Below are 22666 nucleotides of genomic sequence, written 5' to 3' on the forward strand. Positions count from 1 at the left end.
GCAGAATGATGAATGTTGGTACAGGCCTAGGAAGTTTATTAGGGTTTGTTCAGATATTTTTTGCGATTGTGATTGGGCTTTATTTTTGGAATCTGCTGCGCAGCCAGCATGGTAATAAAGTGGCCGTGGAAAAGGAATCCCGCAAGGAAATGGAGAAATTGGAAAAGCTTCGGCAAATAAGCCTTTCGGAACCTTTGTCTGAAAAGACTCGCCCTACGCGTTTTGACGAAATTATTGGTCAGGAGCAAGGATTAAAAGCTTTAAGCGCTGCACTGTGTGGCCCAAATCCACAGCACGTAATTATCTACGGGCCGCCCGGTGTGGGCAAGACAGCTGCGGCCCGCTTAGTGTTGGAAGAGGCTAAAAAATCTTCGTATAGCCCGTTCAATGTAGATGCCAAATTTGTTGAGTTAGATGGAGCTACTGCTCGTTTTGATGAGCGAGGTATAGCAGACCCATTGATTGGCTCGGTGCATGACCCTATTTATCAGGGTGCGGGAGCCATGGGTATGGCCGGTATTCCGCAGCCAAAGCAAGGGGCGGTGACGAAGGCCCATGGGGGAATGCTTTTTATTGATGAAATTGGGGAGCTGCACTCGATTCAGATCAACAAACTGTTAAAGGTGTTGGAGGATCGTAAGGTATTGCTTGAAAGTGCTTACTACAGCTCGGAGGATTCAAATATCCCTAAGCATATTCATGATATTTTTCAAAACGGGTTACCGGCTGATTTCCGTATGGTGGCCGCTACCACACGCATGGCCAATGAAATTTCACCGGCCATTCGTTCTCGCTGCCTGGAGATTTTTTTCCGAGGTTTGCTGCCTGAAGAGGTAAGTGTTATTGCACGCAACGCGGCTAATAAAATTAATTTTGGCATTGGCGAACATGCCTTAGATATTATTAAAAAATATTCGACCAACGGCAGAGAAGCTGTAAACATCATTCAAATTGCTGCCGGCTTGGCATTAAATGATGGAGAAAAAGAGATTAGACCAAGCCATATTGAATGGGTGGTAAACAGCGGTCAATACACTCCCCGCCCGGAGAAGAAAATTCCCGATAAGCCCCAGGTTGGGTTAGTCAACGGCCTTGCGGTTTATGGGCCGAATATGGGCACCTTAATTGAATTGGAGGCCAATGTTATTCCTGCTGCTTCAGGTAAGGGGAATATCACCATAACCGGTGTGGTGGAGGAAGAAGAAATAGGCGGTCGTGACGGGAAAAAAATACGCCGCAAAAGCATGGCAAAAGGTTCAGTGGAAAATGTATTGACGGTGCTGCGCCGTAACTTGAAGGTGGACCCCAGGGATTATGATATCCATATCAACTTTCCCGGCGGCATTCCAATAGATGGCCCTTCGGCGGGTGTGACAATAGCTACCGCAGTTTACTCCGCCATAACTGCTACGCCCGTGGATAATACGGTAGCAATGACCGGTGAAGTCTCCATTCGAGGGGGGATAAAACCGGTGGGCGGCATAGTAGCAAAGGTAGAAGCCGCTCGACAATCCGGCGCAAAAAAGGTGCTCATACCACAGGAGAACTGGCAGGAAATCTTTTCTCAGTTAGAGGGGATTAAGGTGGTACCTGTCCAGTGCTTAGAACAGGCGATTGAACATTCTTTGGTAGGGGGCATGGAAGAACTTCCCCAAAAGTTTCAAATATCTCAGGCAGAGGTATTTACTGCTTCACCTTTGGTGTGACTCTTTTTCACCTAACAATAGAAAACCCGGCAGTCCTAGACTACCGGGTTTTCTATTGTTAGTTAGGATGATGTTTCCTCCACATGTAAATTAAGGAAGGATTTGTTCGGGAGCAACGAGAATACATATAAAGAAGCGGGAATATATTCGCTGTTGATAAGAAAAAATAGATATATCAGTTTTGGAGGTGACAGTTAAATGGAGCAGCAGGAAAATGTACGTCAACTGCCTCTCTTACCACTGCGGGGAGTTTTAGTCTTTCCCTATATGGTCATTCATTTAGATGTAGGTCGCGACCGCTCGGTGGCCGCCATCGATGAGGCAATGATTAATGACCGTGAAATATTCCTCACTATGCAGAAGGAAGCGCAGACGGACGAACCTAATGAAGAGGACATATATACCACCGGTACCGTTGCCGAGATTAAACAGTTGTTAAAGCTGCCGGGAGGTACAATTCGAGTACTGGTGGAAGGGGTTGCCAGGGCACGAATAAAACATTACCTAGAAAAAGAACCATACATAAAGGTTGAAATTGAACTTCAACCGGAAAGTAACGAAAAGAGTGTCGAAATTGAGGCTTTGATGCGGAGCTTGGTGGATAAGTTTGAACGTTATGTGAAGATGAGTAAGAAAGTATCCCCGGAGACGGTGGTTTCCGTAGTGACTATTGAAGAACCTGAGCGGTTGGCTGATGTAATTGCTTCACACTTGTCTTTAAAGCTTACGGATAAACAAAGGGTACTGGAGGCCGTAGACGTTAGTGAGCGTCTAGAATTACTATGCAATTTGCTGGCAAATGAAATGGAGATTTTGGAACTCGAACGTAAAATAAATATGCGTGTTCGCAAACAGATGGAAAAAACTCAGAAGGAATATTATCTGCGCGAACAGATGAAAGCAATCCAGAAGGAACTGGGCGATAAAGATGACCGGGCGGCAGAAGTGGAAGAACTGCGGGAAAAGATTGAAAAAGCGCGACTGCCTAAAGAGGTTAAGGAAAAGGCATTAAAAGAGGTTGACCGTTTGGATAAGATGCCGCCGATGGTAGCAGAAGCTACAGTAGTGAGAAACTATTTGGATTGGTTAGTAGCGCTGCCTTGGAGCAAACAAACCAAGGACCGCTTGGATATAGAGCTGGCAGAGAAGATTCTAAACGAAGATCATTATGGGCTGAAGGAAGTGAAAGACCGTATCCTTGAGTATTTGGCCATCCGTAAATTGGCCAAAAAACTGAAAGGCCCCATAATTTGCTTTGTCGGCCCTCCCGGTGTGGGAAAAACTTCGCTGGCTAAATCCATTGCCAGGTCTTTAAACAGGAAATTTATTCGCATGTCTTTGGGCGGAGTGCGAGATGAGGCGGAAATACGCGGACACCGGCGCACATATGTAGGTGCTATGCCCGGCAGGGTCATGCAAGGTTTACGCCAGGCGGGTTCAAGGAACCCAGTGTTCTTGATGGATGAGATTGACAAAATGAGTATGGATTTCCGCGGTGACCCTTCTTCCGCGCTGCTGGAGGTACTGGACCCGGAGCAGAACCATACCTTTAGCGACCACTATATTGAGAATAGCTTTGACCTGTCCCAGGTGCTGTTTATTACCACCGCCAATGTGCAGTATAATATTCCCCGGCCATTATTGGATAGGATGGAGATAATTTATATCGGTGGTTATACTGAGCATGAAAAAGTGAAAATAGCTGAGAAACATCTGCTTAAAAAACAGTTGGATGAACACGGACTCGAGGATAAACAGCTGGATATATCGGAAAATGCATTGCGAAAGATGATTCGTGAGTATACTCGGGAGTCCGGCGTACGTAATTTAGAGCGTACTATCGCTACCGTTTGCCGTAAGGCGGCTCGGGATATTGTCGCAGGAAAAAGTGACAGGGTGCTGGTCAGTGCCGGCAACTTGGAAAAATATCTTGGTATTCCTCAGTACCGTTTTGGTGTTGCGGAAAAAGAGGATGTGGTGGGAGTAACCACCGGACTTGCCTGGACCCAAGTAGGCGGTGAAGTGCTTAGTGTAGAGGCTACCGTGCTCAAAGGTAAAGGAGGGTTGACCCTTACCGGGAAGCTAGGGGACGTGATGAAAGAATCAGCTCAAGCCAGTTTTAGTTATGTTCGATCTAAAGCCGCTGATTTAGGCATCAAGGAAAATTTCCATGAAACCAGTGATATCCATATACACGTGCCCGAAGGAGCCATTCCCAAGGATGGACCATCAGCGGGTATTACTATGGCTACAGCTCTGGCCTCCAGTTTATCTGGGAAAGCAGTACGTAAAGATGTGGCTATGACCGGTGAGATAACTTTACGTGGTCGGGTGCTGCCGGTGGGGGGCATAAAGGAAAAGTTACTGGCGGCGCATCGTGCCGGTGTAAAGACGGTAATCTTACCCCGGGATAATAAGCGCCAACTTGAAGAGGTTCCTACCAATGTTAAAAGAAAGCTTAATTTCGTCTTGGTCGAGCATATGGATGAAGTTCTGGCTGAGGCGTTGGTGAATGATGCGCATTAAAAAGGCCGAATTCATTAAAAGTGCTCTCAAGCCGGAGCATTATCCCCAGGAAGTGATTCCGGAGGTGGCCTTTTCTGGTCGGTCCAACGTGGGTAAATCATCAATGTTTAATCAATTGGTAGGTCAGAAAAGCTTGGCCAGAGTGAGTCGACAACCCGGACGTACGCAAACAATTAACTTTTTTTTGGTTAATAATTCGTTTCATATGGTAGATTTGCCCGGTTACGGTTTTGCAAAGGTACCGCTTAAGGTGAAGGCCCAGTGGGGCAAGATGATGGAAACTTACTTGGGTAAGCGGCAGCAGCTGCGCGGTGTGGTACTGCTATTGGACATTCGGCATAAGCCCACCGGCGATGACCGACAGATGCTTGATTGGCTTATTGATAATAAACTGCCGGTGATTGTGGTAGCTACCAAGTCGGATAAGATTAGTAAAGGCAGGCGGCAGCATCACTTAGCGGTAATTAAGAAAGAGTTGGCACTCTCCCCGGAACAACAGATTGTTCAATTTTCGTCTCAAACCGGTGAGGGAAAAGAGTTGTTACTTTCGGGAGTAGAGGCATTAATAAACGAATAAGAAAGTCAACACTGAGGGTGTCGGGCACCACTAGTGTTGACTTTCTTTATGTATGGGAAATCGTGGGTTGTGGATACAATTTCCTATACAGGGGGGTTGGTAGGGATAGAATCACCTAAGGACTTCACATTCATTATGTTTTTAGTTCGGCCAGCAGCATACCGGCAAGCACCAGAAGACCGCCAGAGATATCCTTTACGCCCAGTGCTTCATGCAGTAATATTAAGGCAAATAACGCGGCAAACACCGGTTCCATGCTCAGGATGATGGCTGTGCGTGTTTCTGTGGTGAACTTTTGAGCCCAGTTTTGAATAAGATAAGCTAGAGCGGTGGCGGGAATTGCGGTAATAATCAGGCCCCAGATGACATTGGCGGTAAAATGCACAGCTTGTCCCTCCCAAACGAGGGCTGAGAGACCGCTTAATATCGCTACAGTACCGATTTGGATTACTACCAGCACCATGGTGTCGTGATTGGGGGAATAACGCCCCACAAAGACAATATGCAGTGCAAAACTGGCGGCACAAAACAATACCAGCAGGTCGCCAAGGTTAACTGCCAGGGGAAGGCTTAAAGATAAAAGGCCTAGTCCTGCGGCGGCAGTTATTGCCCCCAAAATTGCGTAGCGGTTGGCTGTTCTTTTAAATAACAGGCGGGCAAATAACGGTACCATTACTACTGACAAACCGGTGATAAAGCCGGCATTAGAGGCAGTGGTATATTGAAGACCGATTGTTTGAAAGGAATATCCGGCAAAAAGTACCATACCAACTGTCATGCCGGCGCTTAAGGATTTTTTATTAATCTGACGCAGCTTACGACCAGAAAACAACCCCATAAAAATAAATGCAATACCGAAACGAATCGCGTTGAAAGTATAAGGCCCTATATCTACCAAGGCATTTTTTACGCTGACAAAGGTAAGGCCCCAAATCAAGGCTACTATCAGCAGGAGCAAATCGGCCTGTAATTGCCGGTTATTATCCATAGTTTCATCCCTCTATTCTTTAAAGACGCCATTATAATTTTGTCAGAGTATATCAATTCGGTCAAGGAAAAAACTTTTACTCAAAGACCGATATGGGAAATGTTTCGATGATGGTTATAAAAACCCAGCGGCTGCCGTATTTTATAAATAGCAAATATGGGAGGTGGATTGATGGCTGGGACAAATTTTAAAGCTATTTGGAAGGGCTTTTGGATGGGTGCCGCGATCTTAATCGGCGGCTATACCCTGCTGCTTCTTTGGGTGTTGTTTGGTTCAAGACAGAGTTATTATTTACCTGGATATATGCGGGTAATAGTTTTCTTAGCGTTGGTAATGGCTGGGTTTAGTGGCGGAAAAGCAGCTCGCTGGCAGGGATGGAAACACGGAGGTTGGATTGGTGCGGCGGTGGCACTTGCTGCAGTAGCAATAAATGCTGCTTTGATACCGCAAATTGTTTCAGTTAACCAAGTGGTATACAAATTATTGGTTGGCGCCGTAACTGGCGGGGCAGCTGCAGTCTGTGGTGTAAATATAGCATTTTTGCAGCGACGGGGCAGACTTGGAAAAGGTAATAAGGATAAGTCCCTTTATTAAAATATTGCTGAAAAAAAGGAAATTTAGGTTTTGAGAACGAATATACAGTAAAATAAATATTCTAACTATTTAATTTTTTGTTAAGTAGTTGGTTAAAGGCATATTACGGTTCCCGTTGGAGAAGATTCGGGAACCTGAAAAAATTGTAGCAAGGGGTGTGGCAATTGAAGATAGCAGATGACCTGCTGGCAGGAAATCGTAGGGCTTTGGCCAGAGCAATAACCATAGTCGAGAATGAAGCACCGGAGAAAAAGGAACTTTTGGCTGCTCTCTACCCTCATACCGGAAGGGCTTACGTTATTGGCATTACCGGTTCTCCGGGTGCAGGTAAGAGTTCGTTAGTGGACCGATTGACACAACATATTCGTAAGGCCTACGGATTAAGCGTGGGAATCATTGCGGTTGATCCAACCAGTCCTTTTAGCGGTGGGGCGCTATTAGGTGATAGAATCCGTATGCAGGACCATGTATTAGATGAAGGGGTCTTTATTAGAAGTATGGGTACCCGAGGCAGTCTGGGCGGCCTTTCCAGAGCTACCAAGGAAGCTATCAAGGTGTTGGATGCTTCAGGGAAAGATGTGATTTTGGTAGAGACGGTAGGGGTAGGTCAGTCCGAGCTTGATATCATGAATGCTGCCGATAGTACTGTGGTGGTGTTGACCCCCGGTGCCGGTGACATTATTCAAACTTTGAAAGCGGGAATTATGGAAATTGCTGATGTTTTTGCAGTCAATAAGGCGGATCTGGAAGGTGCAGATCGTACCGCGACTGAAGTGAGGGCTATGTTGGACTTAGACAGGGAGCGCCAGTGGCGCCCGCCGGTGGTGCCGGTGGTATCGCTGCATAATACAGGATTGGACGACTTATATCAGGCGATTATGAGGCATAAGGAATACCTGGATAGCACAGGCTTCTTAACCGATTACCGACAGCAGCGGCTTAAGTCCGAAGTGGTGGAAGTAGTGCTGGAACGATTAAAGCAGCGTATTGGCCGGGAATTTAAGGATTCAGGTGAATTCGAACAAACATTGGAAAAAGTGATTAACAGGGAGATTGACCCCTACCATGCTTCAGATATCATTTTGGAAAGAATGGTGCGGGGCGGATCTGTTTCGTAACATTATAGGGCCTGTATAGCGAGGTTGACAGCGGTACATAATACCAGTAATATATAGCTAGAAAACTTTACATGTAAAAAATTGTGAAGGGGAGTAGTAGTCGCTGCCAACCGCCAGAGAGAGAGACCCTCAATAGGCTGCAAGGTCTTTTCGGTTTTGAAAGCGGTGAAGTCGCCCTGGAATTGTCTAGCTGAAAACAAGTAGGCTGGGCCGGTAAAAGCCGTTATCTTTTGGAGTGTGGCTTATAGAGCCGAACTAAGGTGGTACCGCGGAACCCTTTCGTCCTTATAGATGAAGGGTTTTATTTTATTTATAAGAAAAATATGGCATATTTATCAAGAAGGATGGTGCGTCTATGCAGGAGCAATCTTTAAGTAAAACTTACGATCCTTCCCGAGTGGAGGAGAAATGGTATCACACTTGGGAGGAAAAGAGTTATTTTGTAGCAGAAAGGGAAGAAGGCCGAGAGGCATTCTCTATTGTGATGCCCCCGCCAAATGTTACCGGGTCTCTACACTTGGGACATGCGTTGGATAGTACGCTTCAGGATATTCTTACCCGCTGGCGCCGTATGCAGGGTCGCAACACTCTTTGGCTGCCGGGGACTGACCACGCGGGTATTGCGACTCAGGCTAAGGTGGAGGAACAACTGGCCCGGGAAGGGAAGTCCAAGAATGATTTAGGGAGAGATGAATTTTTAGAGCGGGTATGGGATTGGAAACACCAGTATGGTGACCGTATCACGCGCCAGCTGCGTACTCTTGGCGCATCCTGTGACTGGTCCCGCGAAAGGTTCACGATGGATGATGGGTGCTCTGATGCTGTGCGGGAGGTTTTTGTCCGCCTGTACGAAAAAGGATTAATTTATCGTGGTAATTACATTATTAATTGGTGCCCTAAGTGTCAGACGACGATTTCCGATATTGAAGTTGAACACCAAGAAAGTGCGGGCAGCCTTTGGCATATCCGCTATCCAATTAAAGATAGCGATGAATATGTAGTAGTTGCAACTACCCGTCCGGAGACCATGTTGGGAGATACGGCGGTAGCGGTACACCCCGATGACTCTCGCTACAAGAAATTAGTGGGTAAAACCGTAATTCTTCCCGTTGTCGGCAGGGAAATTCCCATTGTTGCAGACGAATATGTAGACCCGGAATTCGGCTCCGGGGCAGTAAAGATAACTCCGGCCCATGACCCAAATGATTTTGAAATCGGTCAGCGTCATCAACTACCGCAGGTGGTGGTTATTGATAAAACCGCTAAAATGACAGCGGAGGCAGGTAAATATCGGGGGATGGACCGGTACGAATGCCGGGAAATTCTGGTGCAGGACTTAATGGGGGCTGGTTTCTTGGTAGAGACTGAGGAACACCGGCATGCTGTGGGCCAATGCTATCGCTGTGACACGGTTGTCGAACCATTGGTGTCCCGACAGTGGTTTGTCCGGATGGGACCCTTGGCTAAACCGGCTATTGAAGCAGTAGAGGAGAAACGTATTCGCTTTGTTCCGGAGCGTTTTACCAAGGTTTATCTTGGATGGCTTGAAAACATTAGAGACTGGTGTATCTCCAGGCAGCTTTGGTGGGGGCATCGTATTCCAGTATGGTATTGTCAGGACTGTGGTGAAATAATTTGTTCGATTAATGATCCTGACCAATGCACCGGCTGCGGCAGTAGCAAATTGCAACAGGACCCTGACGTATTGGATACCTGGTTTAGCTCAGGGCTATGGCCTTTTTCGACATTAGGCTGGCCTGGGGATACGGCAGACCTACGCACTTTTTATCCCACTTCAGTGCTGGTCACTGGTCGGGATATCATCTTCTTCTGGGTTGCCCGAATGATATTTATGGCTTTAGAATTCAGACAGGAAGTACCCTTTAAGGAAGTATTTATCCATGGATTGGTGCTTGATGCTCAGGGCAGAAAAATGAGTAAATCTTTGGGTAACGGTGTTGACCCTATTGAGATAATTGAAAAGTATGGTGCCGACACGCTGAGATTTATGCTGATTACTGGTAACACACCAGGTAATGACCTGCGTTTTCATTTTGAACGTCTGGAGGGAACCAGGAATTTTGCTAATAAAATCTGGAATGCAGCTAGGTTTGTAATCATGAATTTAGAAGATGATAAATCTTACGAGGGTGTCAGCGCCCAATATACTTTAGCGGATCGATGGATACTATCTCGTTTTAATAGTACGGCTAAAGAGGTGACTCGTTTATTAGGCAAGTACGAGCTCGGAGAGGCAGCCCGCTTGTTGTATGAATTTATCTGGAGCGAATTTTGTGATTGGTATATCGAGCTGGCTAAGGAACGATTGTATGGTGACAGCCCAGTGGGCAAATATACCGCTCGTAAACTATTAAAGACCATATTAAGTGACACCATGAAACTGCTGCACCCATTTATGCCTTTTATAACCGAAGAAATATGGCAGCAACTTGACCCAGATGGTGAGACAATTATGCAGAGCAGTTGGCCGGAAGGGGATACCTCCTTGATGGACGACGATGCAGAAAGGGAGATGGGTCTGGTAATGGCTGTTATTCGGGGAATTCGCAATATCCGCGGTGAAATGAATGTACCCCCCGGCCGCAAAGCTAGGGTTATTCTTGCTGCTAATTCCGGACAGTCAGAGGCAGTATTAACTGCAAACACAATTTACCTGAATAATATGGCCCATGCGTCTCCGGTTGAGGTTTTTAACAGTTTAGAACATAAACCAGAACAAGCAGCCGCAGCTGTAGAGGGTGGAGTGGAAATTTTCATGCCCCTTCAGGGTCTGATAGATTTTGATAAGGAAAAGGCACGTTTGGAGAAGGATATGTTAAACCTTGAAAAGGAACTGAGCAGAGTGGAAAAGAAACTGGGCAATCCTAACTTTCTTGACAAAGCACCAGAAAATGTAGTGGAGAAAGAAATAGCAAAACGGGAAGAATTTTTGAGTAAAAAGGGCACCCTTCAGGAAAGATTGAGTTTGATTGCCAAGGGATAGCAGCAACTGTTGAAATAAAAACTTGGCAGCTTGCCAACCCAAATGCGGGTCATTTTCCTGCGGAGGTTTAGTATTATGCCTGCACAAAGAATAATGCTTTTTCGCGAAGAAAAATTTATGTAATTTTTCAGCTAGGAGAGGGAATGCTCTTATGAATTATCAGGAAGCAATTGAATTTTTGCACGACTTGACTAAGTTTGGCTTTAATTTCGGGTTGGACAGGATAAAAACTTTATTAGAATTACTGGGCAGCCCTCATCAGGAGCTAAAAACAGTTCATATTGGCGGCACCAATGGTAAGGGTTCAACGGCTGCTATGACGACCAGCATTTTGAAAGCTGCTGGTAAGAGCACCGGCCTTTATACTTCGCCCCACTTGGACAGCTATAGGGAAAGAATCCAAATTAACGGTGAAATGATTTCTGAATCAGAAATGGCCGGTTTGCTGACTGAAGTAAGACCGCATTTAGAAGAGATGGTGGTAGCGGGTCATGAACATCCAACGGAATTTGAAGTAATAACCGCAGTTGCGTTACTATACTTCAAGCTTAACAATGTAGATGTGGCGTTGGTAGAAGTAGGACTAGGCGGCTTAATTGATTCTACCAATGTAGTTAATCCGTTGGTCAGTGTCATCACTAATGTAGGCATGGACCATATGGATTACCTAGGAAATTCCCTGGATGAAATAACTCGCATCAAAGCGGGTATTATAAGAAAAGGGACTACGCTTGTTACCGCAGCGGTCAAACCCGAAGTATTAAGTGTTATTGAGGAAATATGTGAGGAAAAACAGAGCCCGCTAATTCGTGTGGGCCGGGATGTCACCCTAGTTTATGGTAAACATTCCTTGGCGGGTCAGCACTTTTCCATAAGTACGGGGAACCGCAGCTATGATTCATTAGAGCTGCCATTACTGGGTAGACATCAAGTTACCAATGCGGCCATGGCAGTTGCGATAATAGAGGAATTGGGCAGACAAGGTTTTGATATCCCTAGCTGGGCGGTAAGTGAAGGTTTAAGGCAGGTGAGATGGCCGGCGAGACTCGAACTAATTGCCGGTCATCCACCGGTATTGGTGGATGCAGCGCATAACTTCGATGGGGCGTTGACTTTGGCCGGTGCATTGCGAGACTATTTTCCCGAAGAAAAAATCGTCCTCTTGATTGGCATGTTGGCAGATAAAGAAAGGGAAAAGGTATTAGGGGTTCTCGCCCCTTTGGCTGAGAAAATAGTGATAACGAAGCCCAATAGCCCGAGGGCCGGGCGGTGGCAGCAGATGGGTGAAGAAGCTCGGCGCTACACACAGCAGGTAGTTATTGAAGAAAACATTGCTCAAGCAGCAAACCTGGCCATTCAAGCGGCAGGCACCACCCATCTTCTCTGTATTACCGGCTCTTTCTATATGGTTGCTGAAGTGAGAAAACATATACTTGAAAGTCGAAATTAATAAATTGTTGTAATAATTTTACATTGATTTTCATTATAGAAGGTATTTTGTAACTTTTGCAGAATAACTAGTCAATATTAATTGTACATTCAAGAACAAGCAGATTGGTTTCAGCGAAATTTCGCTGTTTTTGAGGGGGTTTATTATGAAAACGTCGAAAATACCTGAGGCAACAATTATTCGCTTATCAGTTTATTCACGTTTTTTGACTCAGGTTGATCAGCGGGGCGTGGTTACCATTTCCTCCGGGGAAATTGCTGAGGGAGTTGGAGTAAGTCCGGCCCAAGTGAGAAAGGATTTAGCCTACTTTGGTGAGTTCGGTACCCGGGGCGTAGGTTATAATGTTAAGGACTTGCACCGGCACATTATGAAGATATTGGGTCTTAATACCCACTGGCCGGTAGTTATTATTGGTGCCGGTAATTTGGGTACGGCGCTTTCTATGTACGGCGGTTTCAGGGAGCGGGGCTTTAAAATTGTTGGGATCTTTGATAACGACCCCCAAAAGGTTGGTTATAAGCTCAACGGAGTAATGGTATACGCGCTTAATGACTTGGAAAAAGTGATGAAGGAAGAGAATGTACAAATAGGAATCGTCGCTGTTCCTGCTCATCATGCTCAAGAGGTTGCCAACATTCTGGTTGAAACAGGCATTAGTGCTATTCTTAATTTTGCTCCAAAGGTAATAAATGTTCCCAAAAATGTTGAAATGAGAAATGTCGATTTAACCGTCAACCTGGAAATACTCACATTTAATTTAGGTTTAAGTAAGGATAAACACTGAATTTGCGGCGTCCAAAAGGCGTCTTTTTTTCTGGCAACAGGGCAGTTTTTTCGAGGTTATTTTTCGGGAAGCAATAAAAAGGGTGTGACAAATCATGAAATTGATACTTGCATCCCAATCTCCGCGACGCAAACAACTTCTGGAACAGCTGGGACTAAGTTTTATCATTTCCACCAGCGGGGTGGAGGAAATGATGGCAGCAGGTCGGGACCCGGAGCAGTTGGTAAAAGAATTGGCATTGGCCAAGGCCAAAGATGTAGCGGCCAAATTTTCAAGCGGCGTTGTGATCGGGGCAGATACTTTAGTGGTACTGGGTGATGAGCCTTTAGGGAAACCGAGCACACAGTACGAAGCTAGGGAGATGCTTCAGCGGTTAAGCGGGCGGATGCACCGGGTTGTTACCGGGGTGGCGGTGGTGGCAGTGCCTGCACAGCGAATGATGACAGAATGTGTCACCACCAAAGTCAAGTTCCGCGAACTTAGTTCAAGGAATATTGAGGCCTACTTGGCAACTGGTGAATATATTGACAAAGCCGGCAGCTATGCGATACAAGGAATTGGAGCATTGTTAGTTGAGGGGATAGACGGATGCTACTTCAATGTAGTAGGATTGCCATTGGTGAAGTTGGCCGAAATGCTGCAAAAAGTGGGAATTCAGGTATTGGGGGAGAAGAAAAGTGATCAGAGAGGCGTTACCGGATTATCGCCCAACCATTAAGGATCTTCCGCTGTTAAGTCGTCCTCGGGAAAGACTGGATACATTAGGCTCCCAAGGGCTGTCTGACGCGGAACTTTTGGCTATTGTGCTGGTTACTGGTTCGCGACAGGAGACGGCATTGGATTTAGCCAACCGCCTATTAAATCAGTTTAACGGTTTGGTAGGCTTAATGGATCTGAATTTAGAAGAGCTAACTATGGTAAAAGGAATCGGTGTGGCAAAGGCCTGTCAGGTAAAAGCTTCTTTGGAATTGGCCAAACGGCTGCAGGCGTGGCGGGGAGATGTAATGCCCATTATCAAATGCCCCGGAGACGTAGCGGGGTTACTGATGGAAGAGAGAAGATTTTTGGACAGAGAGCATTTTGATATTTTATGCTTGGATACCAAAAGCCACGTCCTGAAAATTGAAAATATCTCTATTGGTAGTTTGAATGCATCCATTGTCCATCCTCGGGAAGTTTTTAAAAAGGCAATTAGGTGCAGTGCCGCAGCTATCTTACTGGTACATAATCATCCCAGCGGTGACCCAACTCCCAGCAAAGAAGATATCGACGTTACTAAGCGTTTATGTGAATCAGGGGAGCTCTTGGGGATTAAGGTGCTGGATCATGTAATAATTGGAAATAAGCGTTTTGCCAGTCTCAAAGAGAAGGGTTTAATGTAGGTTTTCCTTCCTGTAAAGAAATGCCAACTGTTTTCCTCTTGATAGCTCTTCTGCTTGTCTACTATAATGGTGGTATAAGATGAGAGAGGAGTCAGTCTAAATGATTTTTGCTAAAGATTTAGGAATAGATTTGGGGACAGCAAATACATTAGTACATGTCAAAGGTAAGGGAATTATTTTACGGGAACCATCGGTGGTTGCCATACAGAAAGATACCGGCACAGTTTTGTCCGTTGGCGAAGAAGCAAAAAAAATGATTGGCAGAACCCCGGGGAACATTGTGGCTATTCGCCCAATGAAAGATGGCGTAATAGCCGATTTTGATGTGACCCAGAGTATGTTGCGCTATTTTATTAATAAGGCCTTGAAAAGAAATAACTTTCTTGTTCGCCCCAGAGTTGTAATTTGTATACCGTCAGGGGTTACTGCAGTTGAGGAACGTGCAGTACGGGAAGCAGCGCTGCAGGCCGGGGCCAAAGAGGCATACCTGATTGAAGAGCCAATGGCGGCAGCTATTGGCGCAGGACTGCCGGTTCATGAACCAACTGGTAATATGGTGGTGGACATCGGTGGCGGGACTACTGAAGTCGCAATTATTTCTTTGGGTGGAATTGTTACCAGCAAGTCTATTCGTATCGGTGGTGACGAGATGGATGAGGCCATCGTTCATCATATTAAGCGCCGCTATAATTTAATGATTGGTGATCGAACGGCGGAGGACATAAAAATTACGATCGGTTCGGCTTATTTTGCCGCCACCGAGGCAGATGAAGATAGAAAGTATGCTATTTACGGGGTGCGGGGTCGTGATTTGGTATCCGGCCTACCGAAAACTGTAGAAATTAATGCTGATGAGATAAAGAATGCTCTCTCTGAGCCGGTAACCAGCATCATGGAAGCAATTAAAATCTGTTTGGAAAAAACACCGCCTGAGTTAGCTGCGGATATAATGGATCGGGGTATAGTATTGGCCGGCGGCGGTTCTTTGTTATGGGGTCTTGATCGATTAGTAAGTGAAGAAACGGGCATGCCTGTTCATGTAGCGGAAGATCCCCTGGCCGCAGTGGCCAATGGTACTGGTCATGTTTTGGATAATATTGAGATATTAAAACGGGTGCTTATCCCTACTAAAAGAACTAGGTAAGATTAAATTGTTTGACCTGGACGGAGAGGGGTGATCCGGTTGGTCCGGCTGCCCAAAAAGTCATTTTTCGGGGTGCTGGCGTTGGCAGTATTAATGCTGGTTACCATGCGTTTAACAGATTTAAACCGCAGCCAACTTACCCCTGTGGAAACAGTACTGCGTGACATTTTAGCCCCGCTACAAAGCGGGGTTAGCGGTGTTTCAGGTAAGATATCAGATACGCTTTCAGTTATCACCCGTACAAAGAAGATTACAATTCAATACGGCGAGCTTCAACAGCAGGTCGGTGAACTTACTGCCAAATTAAACATGATGGAAGAATATCGGCAAGAAAATGTGCGCTTAAGAAAGATGCTGCAGATGAAACAATCTCTGGATAATAGGTTTCAAATGGTAGGAGCTGCGGTGATAGCCAGAGATGCTAGTAATTGGTATCATTCCATTACTGTTGACCAAGGTAAGGATCGGGGAATAAAAAGGGATATGCCTGTAATCAGCCAACGGGGATTGGTGGGCAGGGTAATTGCTGTAACCAAAGGGACCGCCGAAATATTATTACTGATGGACCCGGAAGGGTCTGCAGGCGGCCTGGTGCAGGCCACCCGTACTCCGGGAATTATTAAAGGTAATGGCGAAGGGAAAGGTCTGACCATGGTGCATTTAGCTCATGATGCACCTATCCAAGAAAATCAGGTAGTGGTTACTTCGGGCTTGGGAGACATTTTCCCTAAGGGTCTGCGTATTGGCTATATAACAGGAACTGTAGTGGAAGCTAATGGATTGGTAAAGAAAGCATTTATTCAACCCTTTGCGGACTTTAACCGGTTGGAAGAAGTGTTTATTATTGCAGGCGTAAAAGGGGGAGAGTAGGGTGCGGATACTGGGTTTGGCATTATTGTTGCTTATATCTCTGGTATTGGAAAGTACGGTGCTGGAGCAGTGGCGCGTCTTTAATGTTACCCCGGATTTGGTGCTTGTCTGGGTAATAATTCTTACCCTTTTGTGGGGACGGCGCCGAGGTGCAATCGTGGGTTTTATTTTTGGTTTGGTGGAGGATCTCTTTTTTGCCAAATATGTCGGTACCAATGCTCTTATAAAAATGGTAGTTGCCTTATTTATCGGGTCGGTTGAGGAAAAACTGTTTAAAGAAAACATATTTGTCCCGGTCTTGGCTGCATTTTTAGGCAGTATTATGTATCAGTTCGGTATCATGATACTGGAGTTATACCTCGGCCGGATGCTGAAATTTGACCTGAGAACGCTCTTTGGTTTTTCCATTTATAATGGAATTATTGCCTTGGTGGTGTATCGTGGTTTTTACCGCTCCTGCTCCTTGGGATGGCTGAAAATTCCTGAACGGTGGAGGGAGATTAGTGGATAAAAAGGCATTGACAAAACGGCTGCGCATCTACTTTGGTATTCTAATAGTGGCTTTTTTAATCCTGGCAGTAAGATTATTTTACCTACAGGTGGTAATGGCCAGTCAATGGCAGACCGTCTCGGAGCAAAACAGATTGCGAATGCTGCCCGTATCAGCAAGACGGGGAGACATTATAACTGACGATGGCCATGTTTTGGCCACGTCTAAACCGGTATTTACCGTATCCGTGATGCCTGGTGGTTCAGGTGACCAGTTGGACCAGGTTTCGGAAAAATTAGCGGTAATCTTGGCTGATGAGGAAATAAGCGCAGACACAATAGTTGAAAAGGTGAATGCTCAGAGTCGTAAATTTGAACCGGTGGAAATAAAGAAATTGATGCCCGGTGGAGAAGGAACTTGGGAAATTGTAACTCTGATTGAAGAGCATCGCCGGGACCTGCCCGGTGTGGTTATTAAAGAAGCACCTTTACGTTATTATCCTGATGGAAATATAGCCGGTCATCTGCTGGGCTTTGTAGGTCAGATTAATAAAGAGGAGCTGGAGGGCCATAAAGCAGATAATTACGGCTTAAACGATAAGATTGGTAAAGTGGGCCTGGAGCGGGAGTTCGAGCTGTTGTCGGCAGAAGAAGCCCAAGTAGGTTTACGGGGTAAAAAGGGTCTAAATCAGGTTGAGGTGGACGCTCAAAACCGTATTGTACGGGATTTGGGGACTATTCTACCGCCCACACCTGGTTACAATGTCAACTTAACTTTAAATTATGGTGTTCAAAAAGCCCTGGAAACGTCGATGAATTCGGTACTGAAAGAGATTGCTGCAGAAAACCCCAAAGCGAAGGCTGCCGGAGCGGTGGTGCTGGATGTCAAAACTGGTGCCATCTTGGGTTTGGCCAGTACGCCAAGTATTAACCCTAATGATTTTGTTGACGGCAGTTACAGCGACAAATCCGATTATTATAGTGACTCTGAGCTTAAACCCATGTTTAACAGAGCGGTTCAGGGGACTTATCCTCCTGGCTCGACATTTAAACCAATTACCGGTATGGCGGCGTTGGATTCAAAAGCGCTGGATACCAGTGACACGGTTGTCTGTCGAGGTGCTTATTGGCGCCCCCCTTACATCAAATGTTGGGATGTTCATGGGGTGGTGGATTTTTACCGTGCTATAGCCATATCCTGTAATACTTATTTTCAGGATGCCGGGTATAAGGCGGGAATAGAAGAGTTAAACCGGGTGGCCCAGGAATTCGGTCTGGGACAGCCTTTAGACATATTGGGTATTTCGGGGGAAGCCAAGGGTATTTTACCTACTCCTCAGTGGAAGGAAAACCTTAATTCGGTAATTATCACCCGGCAGTTTGATAGAAAAAAAGAAAATCTAGAGAAGGAATATGCGACTAAGCTGGCGGAAGCGGAAACCCTGGAAGAGAGGGAAAAAATTTCTGGTGAAAAGGAACAGAAGCTGGCCGTGCTTGAAGCGGAAAGAAAAATTCAATACAATTTCAACACCAAGTGGCAGGATTTTGACACCTTTAACACTTCAATTGGCCAAGGGTCCAATATGTATTCCATGCTGCAGCTGGCTAATTATGTAGCCACTTTGGCTAATGGCGGACAACATTGGCGTCCTTATTTGGTAAAGTCTTTGACAAGTTCTGATGGTAAAGTGGCGAAAGATTATCAACCGGAGCTGTTGAATATGGTAACCGTTTCACCGCAGGTGATGGCGGATACCAGGAAAGCTATGGCCCTGGTTACCAAACCTGGGGGGACGGCATATTCCTTGTTCAGAAATTTCCCTAAGGAGATAACCGTAGGCGCCAAGACAGGAACTGCCCAAACAGGTCGTAGGGGAGATGATCCCGATAACGATTTCCACGGAGTATTTATTGCCTTTGCGCCGGCGGATGACCCGCAAGTGGCGTTTGCCGGAGTGGTAGAGTATGGGCAACATGGCAGCACATCGGCGGGTAAGATTGCCAAGGCAGTATTTGAGGAATACTTTGGCTTAAACCAACAATCGGACGAAATAAAATAAATTGTCTATTTTTGATAGAAAACAGGGGAAAAAGACCCCTGTTTTTTCATGGGAAAAAGCAGGATTTATGCGGGTATTGTAGAAACTAAAATTATCTAAAGCTGGTGTAAAATAGCAGTTATCTTTAGGGGCGGTAGATATAGGAGGATAAGTATGGTAACGGATAAGAAATCCGGGTCACCCGGAGAAGACAACGACAACGAGAACGAGGAACAGAATAAAAACGCCCACCCCTTGACGGAAGAAACGCCCACAATTCTTATTCAGAAGACACTCCGGTCGGGTCAGAGTATTCGATATCCTGGTAATGTAGTAGTGATGGGAGATGTAAACCCAGGGGCGGAAATTACTGCCGGCGGTAATGTGGTGGTGATGGGCTCGCTGAGAGGAGTAGTTCATGCCGGGGCTACCGGTAGTATTGACGCACTGGTGACCGCTTTCAGGCTGCAACCTACACAACTACGTATTGCTGATCAGATCACCAGGGCTCCGGACGGCGGGGCACAACTTCCGGACCAACCGGAAATAGCCAAGATAAAAAACGGAAGGGTAGTAATTGAACGATACCTGCCCGGTGAAAAACAAAAAGTTTAGTTAATTTTCCAACCACGAGGAGGAAATCTTATGGGAGAAGTAATTGTCATCACTTCCGGAAAAGGCGGAGTAGGGAAGACCACAGCCACGGCAAACCTTGGTACCGGGCTGGCAGCGCTGGGCAAAAAAGTAGTGCTGGTGGATACCGATATTGGTCTGAGAAATTTAGACGTAGTATTGGGTCTGGAAAACCGCATAGTTTACGACATTGTTGACGTAACTAACGGTAACTGCCGCTTGAAGCAGGCATTGATAAAGGATAAGCGTTTTGATGACCGGTTATTTTTGCTTCCTGCCGCCCAAACCAAGGATAAAACGGCAGTAAGCGAAGACCAAATGTGCGTACTTACGGCAGAACTGAAAGAGGAATTTGACTATGTCATTATTGACTGCCCTGCAGGGATTGAACAAGGGTTTAAAAATGCAATTTCCGGGGCAGAGCGCGGCCTAGTAGTCACTACTCCGGAAGTATCTGCTGTGAGGGATGCGGATAGGATTATTGGATTATTGGAAGCAGCGGATCTCAGGGACCCGCAATTAATCATCAACCGTTTAAGGCCGGCAATGGTAAAAAAAGGTGACATGATGGACATTAATGATATGATAGACATTTTGGCCATTGACCTTATTGGTGTGGTACCGGAAGATGAAACGATTGTGGTTTCTACTAACCGCGGTGAACCGGCAGTGTTGGATAATGAGTCATTGGCGGGCGAAGCCTACCGAAATATTGCCAAGCGTTTAACCGGTGAAGAGGTACCTCTTCTAAATCTGGACGCCAACGGTTCTTGGATGAAACGTTTGAAAAAAATGTTTGGTATTAGTTAGAGAGGGGGCCATGACTTTGTTAGAATTACTTCAGCGTATTTTTGGTAAAGATAACGATACCAGTAAAACTGTGGCCAAGGAGAGGTTGCGACTGGTTTTGGTTCATGACCGATCCAATGTCTCTCCCCAAGTCTTGGAATCGTTAAAAGTTGATTTGATTAAGGTTATTTCAAATTATATGGAAATTGATGAGAGTGCTTTGGAAGTGAGCCTAAGTGACGAAGACCAAGCTGTAGCGTTAGTAGCAAACATTCCTGTAATCAAAGTTAAAAGAACTGTTTAGAGCCAATCGGGACCGGGTACCAACCGGTCTTTTTTTATTACGATTTTTTATTGTTGTGGGCACAAAGGCCATATTGGACTGAGTTTCTGGGGAACATTTCATTTAAAAGCTGCTTTAACAGGCTCGGAGGTTAAGGTATAATGGGAATGGTGAAAAGATTGTAATGGGGGATGGGAATGCGCAGAAAATATTTTCGGACATTGGATTTTCCGTTGCTTGGTGCGGCGGCGGCGATAATTGCTATGAGCTTACCGGTATTGCGTAGTGCGTCCGCAGGTGTATCCGATGATCCGTATCACTTTATCGTGAAACAGACTATCTCCATTGTTATTGGTTTGGTAGGTATGATAGTGGTGATGTCTATCAATTATAATCAGTTTGCTCGGTTTAGCAAGTGGTTGTATCTAGGCAACTTAATACTTTTAGCGGTAGTATTGGTGCCTGGGCTGGGGACAGAGGCAAATGGTGCAACAAGTTGGATTCGTGTGGGACCGTTGAGTTTGCAACCGGTGGAGTTTGCTAAGATTCTCATCATCTTAACCTTTGCCAATTTCTTAGTCAGCCGCCAAGGTAAATTAAATACTTTCAGGGAATTGATACCTTGTTTTCTCCATTTCATTTTCCCCATGCTGTTAATATTGAAGCAGCCGGATTTGGGATCCTCGCTGGTCTTTTTAGTGATACTGTTTGGTATGCTGCTAGTAGGCGGGGTACGTTTGAGCCTTTTATTTAGCCTTCTTGGTTCCAGTCTGGCAGGGGCAGTAAGTTGGGTTTTTTTAAATCTTAAGTTTGGTGTGCCGTTACCCATCAAAAACTATCAGTTGATGCGCTTAATTGTTTTTTTAAATCCTTATGCTGATGGTAAAGGCGGGCGGGGATTTGGTTATAATGTTATTCAATCATTGACCGCCGTTGGATCGGGGAAAATTTGGGGGCAGGGACTTGGCCAAGGGTCCCAGGTACAGTTGAATTTTCTCCCGGAGCATCATACGGACTTTATATTTTCGGTGGTAGGTGAGGAATTAGGCTTTGCCGGTTCGATATTTTTGTTATTAATGTACTTTTTGCTGCTTTACCGCCTGATAAAGATTGCTCAAAACGCCAAAGATATGTATGGGTCATTGATAGTGACCGGTGTTATTTCCATGTTTTTTTATCATGTTGTACAGAATGTTGGTATGGCTATAGGTATTATGCCCATTACCGGCCTGCCGCTGCCCATGTTTAGTTACGGGGGCAGTTCTATGATGGCTAATCTAATTGCATTGGGGCTGGCACTGAATGTCAACCTACGCCGCAAGAAAATTATGTTTTGAATGTAAACCTTGACAATGAAATAAATGCCCTTCTTTTTGGCATAATAACCATTAATAGTGCTTAAAAGGAGGTTTTTTATGTTAGAACGCAAAGTTTGCGAACGCTGCGGTGCCAATAGTGATGAGCATGTGATGATGGAATATGAATATAAGGGCGACAAAAAGCATATCTGCGTACGCTGTTTGCCTGCCCTTATCCACGGAAAAGGCTAGAGCTTAAAAAAAATGGCATAATTACCCAAGTAGGACATATAATTGTTAACGATTACGCATGTCCACGAGGGGTGAATTCCATTGAAAAAAATCTTTTTGCATAGGATTCCCAAGGCATCGTCGCCGAGACCGAAAATTGGTGATAAAAAAGTATTATTTACTCCTAGAAGGCGAAGAGGATTGATGGCGCTCGGCTTGGTGATATTGGTAGCATTGGTTTTGAGGCTTGATTACCCTGGCCTCCGCTCTGTGCAACGTCAGGCAGTAATGATGCTTACTTCCCGGGAAGCTGATTGGACGCCGATGCTAAACAAGTGGGCGCGGGAAGGTATCTGGCAGGATAGTTTTGACAAACAGGTATTTCAGCAGACCTATCAAGAAACAATGCTGCTGCCTGTATCCGGTAAAGTCCACAAGATGTACCAATCGGAACAGCATCCTGGTGTAGATATAGTTACTGAGGAGGGCACCTTGGTTAAGGCGGCACTGTCCGGTGAAATTATTCCCTTTAGCAACGGGCCGTCGGATAATGCTGTTGCCGTAAGACATTCCAGCGACAGGGTTACAATTTATGCAGGATTACAAAATGTAACGGTAGATGTAGGCCAAATGGTTCCCCAGGGTAAGGTGCTGGGAGTGGCAAAGAACATGGTGCATTTTGAGATGCGAATAAAGAATGTCCCTACAGATCCTCTGCCATATTTGTCTGTCAGCGATACACTTTAGAATCAGAACTATTA

The 22666-nt window shown here is 45.5% G+C and carries 21 protein-coding genes and 1 other annotated feature; of the genes, 20 read left to right on the forward strand and 1 reads right to left on the reverse strand.

The window, feature by feature from the left end:
- The first annotated feature begins 8 nt into the window (after positions 1–8).
- The 3 genes from lonB to yihA all read left to right on the forward strand — a co-directional run bounded on the left by lonB (position 9) and on the right by yihA (position 4809).
- Positions 9–1706 (forward strand): ATP-dependent protease LonB, encoded by a 1698-nt coding sequence (gene lonB / locus MFMK1_RS05170; RefSeq protein WP_366924883.1) that lies wholly within the window; start codon positions 9–11, stop codon positions 1704–1706.
- A 198-nt stretch (positions 1707–1904) separates the two neighbouring features.
- A complete protein-coding gene (lon, locus tag MFMK1_RS05175) occupies positions 1905–4232 on the forward strand; it encodes an endopeptidase La (RefSeq protein ID WP_366924073.1) in 2328 nt (775 codons plus the stop codon).
- Positions 4219–4809, forward strand: a complete 591-nt coding sequence (gene yihA / locus MFMK1_RS05180) for a ribosome biogenesis GTP-binding protein YihA/YsxC (RefSeq protein ID WP_366924074.1) — start codon at positions 4219–4221, stop codon at positions 4807–4809. Before lon ends, yihA begins: the two co-directional genes overlap by 14 nt.
- Before the next feature lie 133 nt (positions 4810–4942).
- Here the strand turns inward: yihA and MFMK1_RS05185 are convergent, their stop codons facing one another.
- The gene (locus tag MFMK1_RS05185; protein WP_366924075.1) at positions 4943–5797 is read right to left on the reverse strand and encodes a DMT family transporter; all 855 of its coding nucleotides are present in this window, start codon (positions 5795–5797) and stop codon (positions 4943–4945) included.
- Between the two features lie 171 nt (positions 5798–5968).
- Between MFMK1_RS05185 and MFMK1_RS05190 the strand changes: the two genes are divergently transcribed.
- From MFMK1_RS05190 to MFMK1_RS05270, 17 genes are all read left to right on the forward strand, one after another.
- The gene (locus tag MFMK1_RS05190; protein ID WP_366924076.1) at positions 5969–6391 is read left to right on the forward strand and encodes a TIGR04086 family membrane protein; all 423 of its coding nucleotides are present in this window, start codon (positions 5969–5971) and stop codon (positions 6389–6391) included.
- 155 nt (positions 6392–6546) lie between these two features.
- Positions 6547–7509, forward strand: coding sequence for a methylmalonyl Co-A mutase-associated GTPase MeaB (gene meaB / locus MFMK1_RS05195; RefSeq protein WP_428846288.1), 963 nt, complete (start codon positions 6547–6549; stop codon positions 7507–7509).
- Positions 7510–7583: 74 nt separating this feature from the next.
- Positions 7584–7799, forward strand: a binding site (T-box leader).
- Between the two features lie 65 nt (positions 7800–7864).
- Positions 7865–10513 carry a valine--tRNA ligase gene (locus tag MFMK1_RS05200; protein WP_366924078.1) on the forward strand — a complete coding sequence of 883 codons (2649 nt, stop codon included), beginning with the start codon at positions 7865–7867 and terminating at the stop codon, positions 10511–10513.
- Positions 10514–10664: 151 nt separating this feature from the next.
- Entirely contained in the window at positions 10665–11963 is a 1299-nt protein-coding gene (locus MFMK1_RS05205; RefSeq protein WP_366924079.1) for a bifunctional folylpolyglutamate synthase/dihydrofolate synthase, read from the forward strand.
- 145 nt (positions 11964–12108) lie between these two features.
- Complete coding sequence (locus tag MFMK1_RS05210; RefSeq protein WP_366924080.1) at positions 12109–12747, forward strand: redox-sensing transcriptional repressor Rex; 639 nt, start codon at positions 12109–12111, stop codon at positions 12745–12747.
- 94 nt (positions 12748–12841) lie between these two features.
- Positions 12842–13465 carry a Maf family protein gene (locus MFMK1_RS05215; RefSeq protein ID WP_366924081.1) on the forward strand — a complete coding sequence of 208 codons (624 nt, stop codon included), beginning with the start codon at positions 12842–12844 and terminating at the stop codon, positions 13463–13465.
- The gene (radC, locus tag MFMK1_RS05220) at positions 13425–14129 is read left to right on the forward strand and encodes a RadC family protein (protein WP_366924082.1); all 705 of its coding nucleotides are present in this window, start codon (positions 13425–13427) and stop codon (positions 14127–14129) included. Before MFMK1_RS05215 ends, radC begins: the two co-directional genes overlap by 41 nt.
- Before the next feature lie 100 nt (positions 14130–14229).
- Entirely contained in the window at positions 14230–15273 is a 1044-nt protein-coding gene (locus MFMK1_RS05225) for a rod shape-determining protein (protein ID WP_366924083.1), read from the forward strand.
- A gap of 30 nt (positions 15274–15303) precedes the next feature.
- Complete coding sequence (mreC, locus tag MFMK1_RS05230; protein ID WP_366924084.1) at positions 15304–16143, forward strand: rod shape-determining protein MreC; 840 nt, start codon at positions 15304–15306, stop codon at positions 16141–16143.
- A 1-nt stretch (position 16144) separates the two neighbouring features.
- Positions 16145–16654: a rod shape-determining protein MreD gene (gene mreD, locus MFMK1_RS05235; RefSeq protein ID WP_366924085.1), complete on the forward strand. Its 510-nt coding sequence runs from the start codon at positions 16145–16147 to the stop codon at positions 16652–16654.
- Positions 16647–18692 carry a penicillin-binding transpeptidase domain-containing protein gene (locus tag MFMK1_RS05240; RefSeq protein ID WP_366924086.1) on the forward strand — a complete coding sequence of 682 codons (2046 nt, stop codon included), beginning with the start codon at positions 16647–16649 and terminating at the stop codon, positions 18690–18692. Before mreD ends, MFMK1_RS05240 begins: the two co-directional genes overlap by 8 nt.
- Positions 18693–18845: 153 nt before the next feature.
- Positions 18846–19286 carry a septum site-determining protein MinC gene (minC, locus tag MFMK1_RS05245; protein WP_366924087.1) on the forward strand — a complete coding sequence of 147 codons (441 nt, stop codon included), beginning with the start codon at positions 18846–18848 and terminating at the stop codon, positions 19284–19286.
- A gap of 30 nt (positions 19287–19316) precedes the next feature.
- Positions 19317–20114, forward strand: coding sequence for a septum site-determining protein MinD (gene minD / locus MFMK1_RS05250; RefSeq protein WP_366924088.1), 798 nt, complete (start codon positions 19317–19319; stop codon positions 20112–20114).
- 16 nt (positions 20115–20130) lie between these two features.
- A complete protein-coding gene (minE, locus tag MFMK1_RS05255; protein WP_366924089.1) occupies positions 20131–20397 on the forward strand; it encodes a cell division topological specificity factor MinE in 267 nt (88 codons plus the stop codon).
- 176 nt (positions 20398–20573) lie between these two features.
- Entirely contained in the window at positions 20574–21713 is a 1140-nt protein-coding gene (rodA, locus tag MFMK1_RS05260; RefSeq protein ID WP_366924090.1) for a rod shape-determining protein RodA, read from the forward strand.
- A gap of 78 nt (positions 21714–21791) precedes the next feature.
- Positions 21792–21926, forward strand: a complete 135-nt coding sequence (locus tag MFMK1_RS05265; RefSeq protein WP_366924091.1) for a hypothetical protein — start codon at positions 21792–21794, stop codon at positions 21924–21926.
- An 81-nt stretch (positions 21927–22007) separates the two neighbouring features.
- Entirely contained in the window at positions 22008–22652 is a 645-nt protein-coding gene (locus MFMK1_RS05270; RefSeq protein ID WP_366924092.1) for a murein hydrolase activator EnvC family protein, read from the forward strand.
- The last annotated feature ends 14 nt before the right edge of the window (positions 22653–22666 follow it).

This window comes from Metallumcola ferriviriculae (assembly GCF_035573695.1).
GTDB classification, from domain to species: Bacteria; Bacillota; JADQBR01; order JADQBR01; family JADQBR01; genus Metallumcola; species Metallumcola ferriviriculae.

What these genes read in the sequence shown, in the direction of transcription:
- MFMK1_RS05225 (WP_366924083.1), top strand. Translation starts at nt 14,230, where the DNA reads ATGATTTTTGCTAAAGATTTAGGAATAGATTTGGGGACAGCAAATACA.
- MFMK1_RS05200 (WP_366924078.1), top strand. Translation starts at nt 7,865, where the DNA reads ATGCAGGAGCAATCTTTAAGTAAAACTTACGATCCTTCCCGAGTGGAG.
- MFMK1_RS05265 (WP_366924091.1), top strand. Translation starts at nt 21,792, where the DNA reads ATGTTAGAACGCAAAGTTTGCGAACGCTGCGGTGCCAATAGTGATGAG.
- minC (WP_366924087.1), top strand. Translation starts at nt 18,846, where the DNA reads ATGGTAACGGATAAGAAATCCGGGTCACCCGGAGAAGACAACGACAAC.
- lonB (WP_366924883.1), top strand. Translation starts at nt 9, where the DNA reads ATGAATGTTGGTACAGGCCTAGGAAGTTTATTAGGGTTTGTTCAGATA.
- MFMK1_RS05215 (WP_366924081.1), top strand. Translation starts at nt 12,842, where the DNA reads ATGAAATTGATACTTGCATCCCAATCTCCGCGACGCAAACAACTTCTG.
- MFMK1_RS05185 (WP_366924075.1), bottom strand. Translation starts at nt 5,797, where the DNA reads ATGGATAATAACCGGCAATTACAGGCCGATTTGCTCCTGCTGATAGTA.
- minD (WP_366924088.1), top strand. Translation starts at nt 19,317, where the DNA reads ATGGGAGAAGTAATTGTCATCACTTCCGGAAAAGGCGGAGTAGGGAAG.
- yihA (WP_366924074.1), top strand. Translation starts at nt 4,219, where the DNA reads ATGATGCGCATTAAAAAGGCCGAATTCATTAAAAGTGCTCTCAAGCCG.
- MFMK1_RS05210 (WP_366924080.1), top strand. Translation starts at nt 12,109, where the DNA reads ATGAAAACGTCGAAAATACCTGAGGCAACAATTATTCGCTTATCAGTT.
- MFMK1_RS05190 (WP_366924076.1), top strand. Translation starts at nt 5,969, where the DNA reads ATGGCTGGGACAAATTTTAAAGCTATTTGGAAGGGCTTTTGGATGGGT.
- lon (WP_366924073.1), top strand. Translation starts at nt 1,905, where the DNA reads ATGGAGCAGCAGGAAAATGTACGTCAACTGCCTCTCTTACCACTGCGG.
- MFMK1_RS05205 (WP_366924079.1), top strand. Translation starts at nt 10,665, where the DNA reads ATGAATTATCAGGAAGCAATTGAATTTTTGCACGACTTGACTAAGTTT.
- rodA (WP_366924090.1), top strand. Translation starts at nt 20,574, where the DNA reads ATGCGCAGAAAATATTTTCGGACATTGGATTTTCCGTTGCTTGGTGCG.